10 protein-coding genes are annotated in these 12,708 nt (G+C 73.5%); 1 reads left to right on the forward strand and 9 read right to left on the reverse strand.

Going from position 1 to position 12,708, the window contains the following annotated elements; all coding sequences use genetic code 11:
• Window positions 1–14 precede the first annotated feature (14 nt).
• The 7 genes from IO33_RS0110160 to IO33_RS0110190 all read right to left on the reverse strand — a co-directional run bounded on the left by IO33_RS0110160 (window position 15) and on the right by IO33_RS0110190 (window position 9,470).
• Window positions 15–1,565 carry an acyl-CoA synthetase gene (locus tag IO33_RS0110160; protein ID WP_031162765.1) on the reverse strand — a complete coding sequence of 517 codons (1,551 nt, stop codon included), beginning with the start codon at window positions 1,563–1,565 and terminating at the stop codon, window positions 15–17.
• The gene (locus IO33_RS0110165) at window positions 1,562–2,674 is read right to left on the reverse strand and encodes an NAD(P)H-dependent flavin oxidoreductase (RefSeq protein ID WP_031162767.1); all 1,113 of its coding nucleotides are present in this window, start codon (window positions 2,672–2,674) and stop codon (window positions 1,562–1,564) included. Before IO33_RS0110165 ends, IO33_RS0110160 begins: the two co-directional genes overlap by 4 nt.
• A 94-nt stretch (window positions 2,675–2,768) precedes the next feature.
• The gene (locus IO33_RS0110170; protein WP_031162769.1) at window positions 2,769–4,334 is read right to left on the reverse strand and encodes a phytoene desaturase family protein; all 1,566 of its coding nucleotides are present in this window, start codon (window positions 4,332–4,334) and stop codon (window positions 2,769–2,771) included.
• Window positions 4,335–4,573: 239 nt separating this feature from the next.
• Window positions 4,574–6,826, reverse strand: a complete 2,253-nt coding sequence (locus IO33_RS53500) for a serine/threonine-protein kinase (protein WP_031162771.1) — start codon at window positions 6,824–6,826, stop codon at window positions 4,574–4,576.
• Window positions 6,827–6,942: 116 nt separating this feature from the next.
• Complete coding sequence (locus tag IO33_RS0110180) at window positions 6,943–7,785, reverse strand: oxygenase MpaB family protein (RefSeq protein ID WP_031162774.1); 843 nt, start codon at window positions 7,783–7,785, stop codon at window positions 6,943–6,945.
• A 9-nt stretch (window positions 7,786–7,794) separates the two neighbouring features.
• Window positions 7,795–8,973, reverse strand: a complete 1,179-nt coding sequence (locus tag IO33_RS0110185; RefSeq protein ID WP_031162776.1) for an acyl-CoA dehydrogenase family protein — start codon at window positions 8,971–8,973, stop codon at window positions 7,795–7,797.
• Between the two features lie 125 nt (window positions 8,974–9,098).
• Window positions 9,099–9,470 carry a four-helix bundle copper-binding protein gene (locus IO33_RS0110190; protein WP_031162778.1) on the reverse strand — a complete coding sequence of 124 codons (372 nt, stop codon included), beginning with the start codon at window positions 9,468–9,470 and terminating at the stop codon, window positions 9,099–9,101.
• A gap of 176 nt (window positions 9,471–9,646) precedes the next feature.
• Between IO33_RS0110190 and IO33_RS0110195 the strand changes: the two genes are divergently transcribed.
• Window positions 9,647–10,012: a DUF6479 family protein gene (locus tag IO33_RS0110195; RefSeq protein ID WP_031162780.1), complete on the forward strand. Its 366-nt coding sequence runs from the start codon at window positions 9,647–9,649 to the stop codon at window positions 10,010–10,012.
• A 49-nt stretch (window positions 10,013–10,061) separates the two neighbouring features.
• Here IO33_RS0110195 and IO33_RS0110200 read toward each other — a convergent pair whose 3' ends face one another.
• Window positions 10,062–10,517, reverse strand: coding sequence for an RpiB/LacA/LacB family sugar-phosphate isomerase (locus IO33_RS0110200; RefSeq protein ID WP_031162782.1), 456 nt, complete (start codon window positions 10,515–10,517; stop codon window positions 10,062–10,064).
• A gap of 554 nt (window positions 10,518–11,071) precedes the next feature.
• On the reverse strand, window positions 11,072–12,619 hold the full coding sequence (locus IO33_RS44015) for an ANTAR domain-containing protein (protein WP_245235744.1): 1,548 nt from the start codon (window positions 12,617–12,619) through the stop codon (window positions 11,072–11,074).
• Window positions 12,620–12,708: the final 89 nt, after the last annotated feature.

Consider the following 12,708-nt stretch of genomic DNA (forward strand, 5'->3'; position numbering starts at 1 on the left):
GCGCCGGACCGTGGTCACACCGGCCGGCTGCGCCCCTGCCAGTACGGGTCGCGCAGCCGCCGCTTGTACAGCTTGCCGTTGGGGTCGCGGGGCATCTCGGCGATGAAGTCGACGCTCTTGGGCCGCTTGTAGCCGGCGAGCCGCTGCGCGCAGTGGTCGAGGAGGGACGCGGCCAGGTCCGGGCCGGGTTCATGCCCGGGAGCGGGTTCGACGACGGCCTTGACCTCCTCCCCCCAGTCGTCGTGCGGGATGCCGAAGGCAGCGGCGTCGGCGACGGCGGGGTGGGAGAGCAGCACGGACTCGATCTCGGCCGGGTAGATGTTGACCCCACCGGAGATGATCATGTCGATCTTGCGGTCGCGCAGGAAGAGGTAGCCGTCCTCGTCCAGGTAGCCGAGGTCGCCGACCGTGAAGAAGTCGCCGATGCGGTTCTTGCGGGTCTTGGCCTCGTCCTTGTGGTAGGAGAAGGCGCCGGTGCTCATCTTCATGTAGACGGTGCCGAGCCCGCCGGGCGGGAGCCGGTCGCCGTCGTCGTCGAACACCGCGAGTTCACTGATGGGCCAGGCCCTGCCGACGGTGCCGGGCTTCTTCAGCCAGTCCTCGGCGGTGGCGAAGGCGCCGCCGCCCTCGCTGGCCGCGTAGTACTCCTCCACACAGTGCCCCCACCAGTCGATCATGGCGCGCTTGACATGGTCGGGGCAGGGGGCGGCGCCATGGATCGCGTGCCGCATGGACGAGACGTCGTAGCGGGCCCTCACCTCGTCCGGGAGGGCCAGCAGGCGGTGGAACTGGGTGGGGACCATATGGGTGTGGGTGCAGGTGTGGGTGTCGATGAGGCGCAGCATCTCCTCGGGGGTCCACTTGTCCATCAGGACCAGACGGTGGCCGATGTGCAGGGACGCGCCCGCGAACTGCAGCACGGCGGTGTGGTAGAGCGGCGAGCAGACCAGGTGGACGTTGTCGTCGAACGGCTTGATGCCGAAGATCCCGAGGAAGCCGCCCAGATAGGCCTCCTCGGGCGGCTTGCCGGGGAGCGGGCGGCGGATGCCGCGCGGGCGTCCCGTCGTACCGGACGTGTAGTTCATGACCCAGCCGAGTTCGCGGCCGGAGGGGGCCGATTCCGGCTGACCGTCGAGGAGTTCGGCGTACGGCCGGAAGCCGTGGACCGCGCCGACCCCGTACCGGTGCGTGGCCGGGAGCCCGGCCTCGTCGGCGGCCCGGCGCGCCGCGTCGGCGAACCGCTCGTGGGCGATGAGCACCTTGGCGCCGGAGTCGGCGACGATCCAGGCGATCTCGGGGCCGACGAGGTGGTGGTTGACCGGTACCAGATAGAGGCCGGCCTGGGTGGCGGCCAGGTAGGCGGTGAGGAACTCGGTGCCGTTGGGCAGGACGACGGCGAAGGCGTCGCCGCGCCGCAGGCCGGCCGCCCGCAGCCCGTGGACGAGCCGGTTGGCGGCATGGTGCAGACGGCCGGCGGTCCATTCCTCGCCGTCGGGAGCGACGAGGACGGTACGGTCGGGCTGCTGGGCGGCCTGGGCCCAGAATCCGGCAGGGGGTGTGCTCACGACTGGCCGCTCCTTCCGGCGATGCGGTTGATGCGGTCCACGGCCTTCTCGAAGCCGCGGGTGAGGTCGTCGACGACGGCCTGGACACTGCGTTCGCTGGTCATCCGGCCGACGATCTGGCCGACGGGCGTGCCGAGCAGCGGATCGACCTCGTACTTCTGGATACGGGAGACCGCCTCGGCCACCAGCAGGCCCTGCAGCGGCATGGGCAGGGTGCCGGGGCCGGCCGGATCGTCCCAGGCGTCGGTCCACTCGGTACGGAGCTGGCGTGCGGGCTTGCCCGTCAGGGCACGGGAGCGGACCGTGTCGCCCGACCCGGCGGCAAGGAGCTTGCGGGTGAGGGCGGGCGCGTGCAGATCTGCTTCTGTGGTGGTCAGCCACAGAGAGCCCAGCCACACACCCTGAGCGCCCAAGGTGAGGGCGGCGGCTACCTGCTGTCCGCTGCCGATGCCTCCGGCGGCCAGCACGGGCAGGGGGGCGACGGCTTCCACGACCTCCGGGGTGAGCACCATGGTGGCGATCTCACCGGTGTGGCCGCCGGCCTCGTAGCCCTGGGCGACGACGATGTCGATGCCCGCCTCCTGGTGCTTGCGGGCGTGCCGGGCACTGCCGGCGAGGGCGGCCACCAGGACGTCCCGGTCGTGGGCGCGGGCGACGACGTCGGCGGGCGGGGAGCCGAGGGCGTTGGCGAGCAGCCGGATCGGGTAGTCGAAGGCGACGTCGAGCTGGGTGCGGGCGACCTGTTCCATCCAGCCGGTGATGCGCCAGCCGGACGCCTCGCCCTCGGCCAGCTCGGGGACGCCGTACTTGGCGAGGGTCTCGCGCACGAACCGCCGGTGCCCCTCGGGGATCATGGCCTCGACGTCCGCCTCCGTCACGCCTTCGACCTTCTTGGCGGGCATGACGACGTCCAGCCCGTAGGGCCGGCCGCCGGTGTGCGCGTCCAGCCAGTCGAGGTCGCGTTTGAGGTCGTCGGGGGCGGTGTAGCGGACCGCGCCGAGCACGCCGAAGCCGCCGGCCCGGCTGATGGCCGCGGCGACGGCGGGGAACGGCGTGAAGCCGAAGACGGCGTGCTCGACTCCCAGTTTCCTGCTCAGCTCCGTCTGCATGGGCGCAGGATGCCGCAGCCGGCCGGACGACGGAAGAGCTTTTCTGACGTCCCGTCAGATTCTTTGCGGACCGCTGTGTCCCTCTGTGCCCGTGTTACGCGGGGGCCTCCAGCACCGCCATCGCCGCGTTGTGCCCCGGTACGCCGCTCACCCCTCCCCCGCGCACCGCGCCCGCGCCGCACAGCAAGACGTTCCGGTGCCGGGTCTCCACGCCCCAACGGCCCGTGTCCTGCTGTGCGTAGGGCCAGGAAAGGGCGCGGTGGAAGATGTTGCCGCCGGGCAGCCGCAGGTCCCGTTCGAGGTCGAGGGGGGTCTTCGCCTCGATGCAGGGGCGGCCCTCGGCGTCGGTGGCCAGGCAGTCGGTGAGGGGTTCGGCGAGGTGGGTGTCGAGCTGGGCGAGGGTGGCCTTGAGCAGTTCCTCTCGTACGGCGTCGTTGTCCCGGTCGAAGAGCCGGGCCGGGGTGTGCAGGCCGAACAGGGTGAGCGTCTGGTAGCCGCGCTCGGCGAGCTCGGGGCCGAGGATGGTGGGGTCGGTCAGGGAGTGGCAGTAGATCTCCGAGGGCGGGGCGGCGGGGAGTTCGCCGGCGGAGGCCTGGGCGTGGGCGGTGGCGAGCTGCGTGTAGCCCTCGGCGATGTGGAAGGTGCCGGCGAAGGCCTCGCGCGGGTCGACGGCCGGGTCGCGCAGCCTGGGCAGCCGGGTCAGCAGCATGTTGACCTTGAGCTGGGCACCCTCGGCCGGTTCGGGTGCCGCGTCGCCGGTGAGCGCGGCCAGTTCCTGCGGGGAGGCGTTCACCAGGACGTACCGGGCGGCGGCGACGCCTTCCCCGTCTGCCGTGCGATAGGTGACCTCGGCGGTTTCCCCGTCGGTGGCGATCCGGACCGCCTCGTGCCCGGTCGTGACGACCGCGCCCGCCGAACGGGCCGCCTCGGCCAGGGCGTCGGTGAGGGCACCCATGCCGCCGACGGGCACGTCCCAGGCGCCGGTGCCGCCGCCGATGACGTGGTAGAGGAAACAGCGGTTCTGGACGAGGGAGGGGTCGTGTGCGTCGGCGAAGGTGCCGATGAGGGAGTCGGTGAGGACCACGCCCCGGACGAGGTCGTCCTGGAAGTTCTCCTCGACGGCGACGCCGATGGGCTCCTCGAACAGGGTCCGCCATGCGGTCTCGTCGTCGATGCGGCGGCGCAGTTCCTCGTGGGTGGGCAGGGGCTCGGTGAGGGTCGGGAAGACGCGCTCGGCGACGCGCGTGGTCATGCCGTAGAAGCGCTGCCAGGCCTCGTACTCGCGCTCGCCGCCGGTCAGTTGGGCGAAGGCCTGCCTGGTGCGCTGCTCGCCGCCGCCGACGAGGAGTCCGGTGGGCCGGCCGTCCCGCTCCGTGGGGGTGTAGGAGGAGATGGTGCGGGAGCGGACGCGAAAGTCCAGTGCGAGATCGCGCACGATCTTCTGCGGCAGCAGGCTGACCAGGTAGGAGTAGCGGGACAGCCGGGCGTCGACACCGGCGAACGGGCGGGTGGAGACGGCGGCGCCGCCGGTGTGGCCGAGTCGCTCCAGCACCAGCACCGAACGGCCGGCGCGGGCCAGGTAGGCGGCGGCGACCAGGCCGTTGTGGCCGCCGCCGACGATGACGGCGTCGTACGCGCGGGTTCCCTCGTTGGCAGACATGGTTCTTGGTAACACGGGATGATCCCGGTCGGCGAGAGCTCGTGTCCGTGGTCCTCGTCGCCGCCCGGCAGCCGGCCGCCCCGCACCGGGGTCCGCTCCGGCCGAGGCCGGGCCCCGGCGCGCCGGTCATCGATCGTGGTCACCCGGCCGGGGTCCCGACGGCGGCGGCCCGCAGGGCTGACCACGAGCACGCGCCGGTCCTGCGGCATCGCGTACAGGAGCGGCCCGTGGCTCCGCTTTCACCGCCCGCCAGAGGCCCGCTGCCGGCTCAGTACGGCGACCCTCCGGTACAGCTCCACCGCTTCGGCACGGCGGCCGAGGCGTTCCAGGCAGTGCGCCTCGTCGTTGCGGCCGGCGAGGGTGTCGGGGTGGTCCGGGCCGAGGATCTGCTCGCGGGTCGCGGTGATCCGCCGGTACTCCGTGAGGGCCTGCTCCCAGCGGCCCAGCCAGCCCAGGGCGACCGCGACCTCGCGGCGGCTGACGAGCGTGTCGGGGTGCGCGGGCCCCAGGGTCTGCTCGCGGACCAGACACACGTCCCGGGCCTCGGTCAGGGCGTCCTCCCAGCACCCGAGCCGGCCGAGGTTGACCCCGAGGCCGTGCCGGGCGCGCAGGGTCTCGGGGTGGGTCGGGCCCTGCACGCGGGTGCGGTCCCCGATCAGCTCGCGGTACACGCGCAGGGCGTCCGCGCTGCGACCGAGGCGGCCGAGGCTGAGGGCGGTCTCGTAGCGTGCGGCGAGGGTGTCGGGGTGATCTGCACCCAGTACCCGCGCTCTGGCCTCGGCGACCTCCGCGTAGATGCGCAGCGCCTCCTCCCAGCGGCCCGACTGGCCCTGGGCGTAGGCGACTTCGCAGCGCGAGACCAGGGTGTCGGGATGGTCCGCACCGAGCACCCTGGCCCGGGCGGCGGCCACGTCGAGGGCCGTACGGCAGGCGTCGTCCAGACGGCCGAGCCGGCCGAGGGTGCAGGCGAGGTTGTGGCGGCAGCGCAGGGTGTCGGGGTGTTCGGGGCCCATGACGCGCACCCGGGCGGCCAGCACCTCCGCGTACACCTGGTGGGCCTCGAAGTAGTGGCCCAGCCGTCCCAGCGCATAGGCCGTCTCCTGACGGGCGGCGAGGGTGTCGGGATGGTCGGGGCCGAGCACGCGGGCTCTGGTCTCCGCGAGATCCGCGTAGGCGGTCAGCGCCTCGGCGACCCGACCGGCGCGCAGGAGGGCGAAGGCGGCCTCGTGGCGGCCGGCCAGGGTCTCGGGGTGGTCGGGGCCGAGGAGCGCGGCCCGCTCGGCGGCCACGGCCGCGTGCGCCTCGCCCGCCTCGGCCCACCGGCCGAGCGCGGCCAGCCGGACGGCCGCGCGGTGCCGCACGGCGCTCTCCGCGGGAAGTGCGGCGCTCTCCGCGGGGGGTGCCGGTTCGGGGCGGCGAGCCTCCGCGGGTCCGATGTGGCCCGTCGCGCCGGTCCCCGCGCCCTTGCGGGGCGCGACCGCCCACCGGGCCGACAGGGCTGCCCCCGGATCCGGGGGCAGCGCGCACAGTCCCGCGCCGAGCGCCTTGTGTCCGGTGGTCATCCCCCCGGTCCAGGACGGCAGGCGAAGCTCGCGTGAGACTTCCCGGCTCGCCGGGCCTCCGGCCGTGCCGGCGACGGCCGTTGCGCGCCCGTCGCGGATCCTGCGTACCAACTCCCGGGCGTCGCACGGCCGTTCCTCGGGTCGTTTGGCCAGCAGGTCGAGGATGATCCGCTCCAGGTGGCCGGGCAGCTCGGGGCGTCGTTCGCGCGGGGGCCGGGGCGGGGTGTCGCGGTGGCCGACGAGGATCGCCCAGGCGTCCTCCAGGTCGAACGGCGGTGCGCCGGTGGCGATCTCGTACAGCACGCAGCCCAGCGAGTACAGGTCGCTGCGCTGGTCGACCTCGCCGCCGCCGATCTGCTCCGGGGACATGTAGTGCGGGGTGCCCAGGGCGACGCCGGTGCCGGTGAGCCGGGCGGTGAGTCCGATGTCGTGGCCGAGGCGGGCTATGCCGAAGTCGCAGATCTTCACGGTGCCGTCGGTCAGCCGCACGATGTTGGCCGGCTTCAGGTCCCGGTGCACCACGCTCTGACGGTGGGTGTAGGCGAGCGCGGCGGCGACCTGGGCGGCGATGTCCGCCACGTCGTCCACGGGCAGCGGATGCCCCTTGTTGTCCTCCAGCAGCCGGCTCAGGTCGCGGCCCTCCAGCAGCTCCATCACCAGGTACGGGGTCCCGTCGGACTCGCCGAAGTCGTGGACGACGGTCACCCCGCGGTGCGAGAGGGCGGCGGCCACCCGGGCCTCGCGTCGGAACCGCTCCCGCAGGGCGCGGGTGAGGGACGGATCGTGGCAGGGACCGAGCGGTTTGAGGCACTTCACCGCGACCTGCCGGCCGAGGGACTCGTCCCGGGCCCGCCACACCTCGCCCATCCCGCCCCGCCCGATCAGGTCGAGCAGCCGGTACCGACCCTGGACCAGCCTGTTCTCCCCCATAGCGATCCGCCGCCCCCGTCGCCGTCCGCCCCGCTGCCGGGGGCCGCCGCCGCGCCACGTCAGGCCGTCCCACCGGCCCGATCCGCGCCACACCCCTGCTCGCCCAGTATGGCGGCCTATCGTCCGACTTTGTACGGTGCCGGACGGGCCCCCGGTCCGAGCCTCGCCATGGCCCGCAGGATGTGTTTGGGCGGCAGCTGCCAGCGCACACGTGCCGGAACGCGGCGCAGCAGCGCTCCTGTGGCCCGCAGCCGGCGGGTGACGACGGCGGGTGCGGGGGCCGGTCTGCCGTACAGCTCGTGGGCGTACGGCGGCAGAGCGGCGTACGCCAGCTGCGCCACGCGCCGCCACAGCACCTCGCGCGCCGGGACGAGAAGGAGATGCGTCGGCGGGCGGAGCAGGAAGTCGTCCACGGTGCGCGCTTCGGGTCCCGCCGCCAGCTCCGGCCGCACCGCGCCGAAGTACGCGGCGAGTTCGGCCCGGCTCGCGGGTACGGTCGCCGGGTCCAGGCCCACCAGGCGCGCGCTGACCCGGTGTTCGGCCACGTACCGGTCGGCCTGCGCGTCGGTGAGCGGGAACCCGGAGCGGCGCAGCACGTGCAGATAGGAGTCGATCTCCGCGCAGTGCACCCACAACAGCAGCTCGGGTTCGTCGATGCCGTACCGCTCGCCGCTGTCCGGATCCGTGGCCGACAGCATGCGGTGGATCTTCCGCACCCGCGCACCGGCCCGCTCGGCGGCCTGTGTGGTGCCGTACGTCGTCGTGCCGACGAAGTCGGCGGTGCGCATGAGCCGGCCCCAGGCGTCGCGCCGGAAGTCGGAGTTCTGCATGACGCCCCGGACCGCGCGCGGGTGCAGGGCCTGGAGGTACAGCGCGCGGACGCCGGCGACCCACATCATGGGGTCGCCGTGCATCTGCCAGGTCACGGAGTTCGGCGTGAACAGCCCGGGGTCGCCCATGCCCGCAGGCTAACGCCGCACCCTCGGCATCCCCAGGCCGATCCACGAGATGATCTCGCGCTGGATCTCGTTGTTGCCGCCGCCGAAGGTGAAGATGACCGCCGAGCGGTAGCCGCGCTCCAGCTCACCGTGCAGGACGGCACCCGCCGAGCCCTCCTTCAGGGATCCGGCGGCGCCGACGATCTCCATGAGGGAGGCGTAGGCGTCGCGGCGGGCCTCGGAGCCGTAGACCTTGACGGCGGAGGCGTCCTGCGGGGTGAGCGTGCCGTCCTGGACGGCCGTGACCATCTGCCAGTTCAGGAGCTTCAGCGCGTCGAGCCGGGTGTGGGTGCGGGCGAGCAGCCGGCGCACCCAGCCCAGGTCGGCCACGCGGCGGCCGTCGCAGAGCTTGGTCTCCGTCGCCCAGCGCTGGACGTCGTGCAGGGCGCGGATGGCCATGGTGCCGTGCGCGGCGAGCGTGACGCGCTCGTGGTTGAGCTGGTTGGTGATCAGCCGCCAGCCCTGGTTCTCCTCGCCGACCCGCCGGGAGACCGGGACGCGGATGTCCTCGTAGTAGCTGGCGGTGGTGTCGTGGGAGGCGAGCGTGGTGATGAGTGTGCAGGAGTAGCCCGGGTCGGTGGTCGGCACCAGCAGCATGGTGATGCCCTTGTGCGGCGGGGCGGCGGGGTCGGTGCGCACGGCGAGCCACACCCAGTCCGCGGTGTCGCCGTTCGTCGTCCAGATCTTCTGTCCGTTGACGACATACGCGTCACCGTCCCGTACGGCCCTGGTCTTCAGGGCGGCGAGATCGGTGCCGGCGTCCGGTTCGCTGTAGCCGATGGCGAAGTCGATCTCGCCCGACAGGATGCGCGGCAGGAAGTAGGCCTTCTGTTCCTCGGTGCCGAAGCGCATGAGTGTCGGGCCGACCGTGTTCAGCGCCATCAGCGGCAGCGGTACGCCGGCCTGCGCGGCCTCGTCGAAGAAGATGAACTGTTCCATCGCCGTCATGCCGCGCCCGCCGTACTCCTTGGGCCAGCCGACGCCGAGCCAGCCGTCGGTGCCGAGCCGGCGGATGGTGTCCCGGTAGAACCGCTTCTGCGCGGCCGGGTCGGTGTACCGGGCGTAGGCGCCCGCCGGGACCAGTTCGGCGAAGTAGGCGCGCAGTTCGGCGCGCAGTCGCTGCTGCTCGGGCGTGTGGTCGAGATGCACGGCGCCTCCAGGCTCCCCAAGGGCGGTCCTGACGGCGCACACCGTAGAACGTGTTTCAGAAATAGGGAATGAGGTGTCCCAGGGGAATTCCGCGCCCCCGCCGGCCCGGGGGCCGTACGAGAGGGTCACATGAGGCTCTGCAAGAACTCCGAGCAGGCGTCAGCGCAGGTCCTGCAGGTGGCCGCGGCCGACTCGGCGCCGGGTTGGCCGTCGAAGGCATGGGCGCACTCCAGGCACGTGGAGCGGCACCACTCCAGCCGGATGCGGATCTCGTCCTCGTCCTGCCGGGCCTCCTCGCACAGGACACGGCAGGTGGAATCGCACACCTCGGCGCACATGATGCCCAGCCTGCGCACCCGCTCCTGGCGGTCGGTGCCGTCAGGGTCGACCAGACTCGCGCGCACCGCGCAGGCCCGGGCGCACTCCGTACAGGCCTGCGCACACGCGAAGCGGTCCTCCAGGAACCGGTAGAGCTGCTGCGAAGTCGGCGTGGTCACATGGTGCGGGTAGCCGGGGTGCAGGACGGCAAACACCGTGCGCGCCGGAGGATACGCCGGTCGGGCGCCACGCGCCGGGCTTCCGGCGAGCGCGGGCCGCCCGGGTCGCGGTACGTCTGCCCACCGTCACGCAAGATGTCCGGTTCGTCCGGTTCTGGGCGGGGTATTCCTGAGCTATGAGTACCGCATCGATGCAGCTGGCCGCAGCGAGCGGCCTGATGAGCCTCGTCCTGTTCATCGTGGCCGTGGGCGTACTGGCCCTGCTCGCCGGTGGCTTCTGGATGAACTCCCGCGTCAAGTACCGCGAGTCCCCCCGGCCGCGGCCCGAGGAACAGCCCAAGCTGCCACCGGACGGCCCGGTGCGCGAAGTCCGGCAGAACAGGGAATCCCAGGAGGTTCCGCAGACCCCCGAGGGGGGCCGTCCCCTCACCCCCTACGAGCTGAGCAACATGGACTCCAGGCCGAGCGAGTCGAAGGACCGGCCGCGCTGGAGCCGGGGATCCAGCGGCTCGTTCGGTGGCGGCGGACTGGGCGCCCACTGAGTGCCCGTCCGGCACACCGGCCCGGCCCGCGCCGGACCGCCGTACGCCCCTAGGAATCCCTCCGGGCGGCGTCCAGGCGGCCGACGCGGGCCACGTTCTGCCGGTCCTCGGGGTCCTGGCTGGGTTCCGCCGCGAACCAGGCGTCGAGGATCTCCTTCAGCAGCGGTTCCGAGGTCAGGCGCAGGCTCAGCGCGAGAACGTTGGCGTCGTTCCAGCGGCGGGCGCCGTCGGCGGTGACGGCGTCCGCGCACAGCGCCGCGCGTACGCCGGGCACCTTGTTGGCCGCGATGGACGCGCCCGTGCCGGTCCAGCAGCAGACCACCGCCTGGTCGGCGGCGCCCTCGGCCACGTCCCGGGCCGCCGCCTCCGAGCAGGCCGCCCACTGCGCGTCGGCGCCCGGCCGCAGCGCGCCGTGCGCGCGCACCGCGTGACCACGGCGCTGCAACTCGGCGAGGAGCAGACGGGCCACGGGTTCGTCCATGTCGGAGGAGACGGAGATCCGCATACCGGCGAGCGTAGCGCGTGGGCCCGGACCGGGCGGGGGCCCGGCGCCCTCCGCCGTGACCACGGCGGGCGGCGGACGGCCCGCAGGGACTACAGGCGGGGGCCACGAGGGGCTCACTGCTCGCGGCGAGCCGCCGGGTGTCCGGCCGGTGGCCGGGCCGCGGGGAGCTGCGCGCACGGGTGTGCGTGGCGCAGGCCGGGGTGGCTGCGGGGGTCAGGGGAGGCGGGAAGGTGTGCCACGCCGGCCAAGTGCCGGGATCGCGCGCATACCGGCGCACGGCCGCACACCGGGCGTACCCGCCGGAGGGGCGGCGCTACCTGAGGGGCGGCGCTGCCTGCGGGCGAAGCGACGCTTCGAGCCGCATCGGAACCGGGCTCGCAGTCCCGCGTCTGCCTGCCGGCTGCCGTGACGCTTTCACCGCCGCAGGGCCGGGTTCGTCACTCGCTCACCTCAGCCCCGCAACCGCGTCGCCGACGCCGCCGGTCGTCAGGGCTCGCCCCGGCGGGCGGTGGGGCGTCGGGGCCGGATTGCTGGGGCGGTGGGGCGGTGGGCGGTCAGGGATGGTCGGGCCGCTGGGCCGGGGGCACGCCGCCGCCCTTTTCGCCCTGGTCCGAGCCGTGCGGGCGGGCGCCCGCGTTCCGCTCGGCCGTCCGGCGGCCCTCCAGCTCGCCGCTGTCCTGCGAAGTGGCGCCTTCCTTGTCACTGCGCCGCAGTTCGGGCTGCTGCGGGTTGGACATGCGCCGGACTCCCTCCGGTTGGTGCGTGGTGCGTGCATGCTCCGGGTTCCCGGGGCGGCGCGGGTCACCCGCACCGTCCTCCGCGGATGCGGCGGAAGCGGTGGAAGCGGCAGGCGAGAGGGCGGAACCGCTCGCCACCCGGTGGAGGTGTTCGAGGGCGTCGAGGAGGACCGAGCGGTTGTACCAGCTCAGCCAGGCCGCCGTGTCCGCGGCCAGCAGGCCGAGGGCCTCGGTCTGGGTGGCGCTCGGCCGGTGACCGGCGTCGGCCCAGTGCAGGGTGAGCACGCCGGTGCAGGAGCCGGACGAGGACAGCACCGGGACGCTGTACAGCGCGCCGGTGCCCGTGGTCAGCAGGACGCGCCGGAACTCCTCGGAGAGCAGCGCGTCGGCGGCCACGTCGGGCACGCTCACCCGGCGTCCGCGCAGCCGCGCCACCGCGTCGGCCGTGCCCGCGTCCCAACCGCGCACGAGGTGGTCGACGAGCGCGTCCACACAGCCGTAGTGGGTCTCCACCATCAGCGTGTTCGCCGCCGGGTCGACGAAGCGCACGTACCCGGCCGGCGCCCGCCCGATGGCCAGTGCCTCGTGCAGCACGGCGTCGATCATCTGTCTGCGGCAGCGGGGGTCCCGGCCGTCGCGGGCCAGGATCCGCAGCTGTGGCACGGGCAGGGAGCACCGGCCGGGGAACCACGCCTCGCCGTCCGGCGGCCGGGCCACCACCACGGCGGAGACGAGGACGCGCAACGGCACGTTGAACCGCTGCGAGGCCTCGCGCAGCACCCGGAAGGCGCTGCCGGAGTCGGGCAGGCCGTAGCGGACCATGAGCACGCCCTGCGCCATGCCGATGACCGGGGCGGTACGGACCCGGGCGCGCAGCGCGCGGACCTCCTTGCGCAGATCCTCGTAACTGGGCCGCAGCGGATCCGCCATCTGCGACCGCCAGGCGGGCAGGTCCTCCACGCGGGAGGCGGCTCGGGCCAGCTCCCGCAACGCCTCGTCGAGGGTGGCGTAGAGCCGCACGCCGTTCAGGCGGGCCAGGTGCACCGCCTCGCGCACTCCGGGCCGGGCGCGGACGATGATCAGGTCCGGTCGTCCGGTGCGCGAGCGGGTCGTCTCACTGAGCGTGTGCAGTACGGCGGCGCCGCCGAGCTGCACATGAGCCATGTCCAGGACGGGCCGCAGGCCCGCGCGGTCCGCCTCTTCGAGGTGCCCGCGCAGCTCCGCCGACCAGGCCTCGGCTCCCGCCGCGTCGAGGCTGCCCGACATCCGCAGCAGAAGCGCTCCTTCGGCGGGCAGTCCCTCGACGACGGACGACTCGATGACGAGCGGGGCCGGGGCGGCGGGCGGGTCGGAAGAGGGTTTCATGGCATCACCCAGATCAGGACGTCACACAGAAGTCGAGCGGCCTCTTCCTGACCACTGTGCACGGTAGGTGTCCGACCCGCGATCGCGCC

The organism is Streptomyces durhamensis, assembly GCF_000725475.1.
In the GTDB taxonomy this organism is placed as follows: Bacteria; Actinomycetota; Actinomycetes; order Streptomycetales; family Streptomycetaceae; genus Streptomyces; species Streptomyces filipinensis.

What these genes read in the sequence shown, in the direction of transcription:
- IO33_RS0110165 (WP_031162767.1), bottom strand. Translation starts at nt 2,674, where the DNA reads ATGCAGACGGAGCTGAGCAGGAAACTGGGAGTCGAGCACGCCGTCTTC.
- IO33_RS0110200 (WP_031162782.1), bottom strand. Translation starts at nt 10,517, where the DNA reads ATGCGGATCTCCGTCTCCTCCGACATGGACGAACCCGTGGCCCGTCTG.
- IO33_RS53500 (WP_031162771.1), bottom strand. Translation starts at nt 6,826, where the DNA reads ATGGGGGAGAACAGGCTGGTCCAGGGTCGGTACCGGCTGCTCGACCTG.
- IO33_RS44015 (WP_245235744.1), bottom strand. Translation starts at nt 12,619, where the DNA reads ATGAAACCCTCTTCCGACCCGCCCGCCGCCCCGGCCCCGCTCGTCATC.
- IO33_RS0110195 (WP_031162780.1), top strand. Translation starts at nt 9,647, where the DNA reads ATGAGTACCGCATCGATGCAGCTGGCCGCAGCGAGCGGCCTGATGAGC.
- IO33_RS0110180 (WP_031162774.1), bottom strand. Translation starts at nt 7,785, where the DNA reads ATGGGCGACCCCGGGCTGTTCACGCCGAACTCCGTGACCTGGCAGATG.
- IO33_RS0110170 (WP_031162769.1), bottom strand. Translation starts at nt 4,334, where the DNA reads ATGTCTGCCAACGAGGGAACCCGCGCGTACGACGCCGTCATCGTCGGC.